This is a genomic window from Pseudoalteromonas sp. SIMBA_162 (assembly GCF_046535955.1).
Classification (GTDB): domain Bacteria; phylum Pseudomonadota; class Gammaproteobacteria; order Enterobacterales; family Alteromonadaceae; genus Pseudoalteromonas; species Pseudoalteromonas marina.
Genome location: NZ_JAWJBQ010001268.1, coordinates 1 through 234, shown reverse-complemented (window position 1 = coordinate 234; position 234 = coordinate 1). Strand labels below are relative to the sequence as shown.

Sequence of the window (234 nt, the reverse complement as noted above, 5' to 3'; positions counted from 1 at the left end):
AATGTTGTACCCGCAAAATTAACCTGTACGTAACTGCCAAATTTAATTGCTGGGTGTTTATTTTTAAGGCCATACGGGTCTTCAATTCTCACCACTAAACTGCTCATACGTGTTGCGTTATCTACAATACCTAAATCTCGGTCAATAACGCCTTCACGAGTAAAGCTATTAAGGCCTTTTTGAATAACTGGTGCGGTAATCCCTTTAATACGCTCAGGCAAAAACACACTATCA

1 pseudogene is annotated in these 234 nt (G+C 39.3%); it reads right to left on the bottom strand.

The features are described 5' to 3' along the window. Window positions 1-234, bottom strand: a pseudogene (locus tag R0J88_RS23715) (efflux RND transporter periplasmic adaptor subunit); the annotation flags it as partial.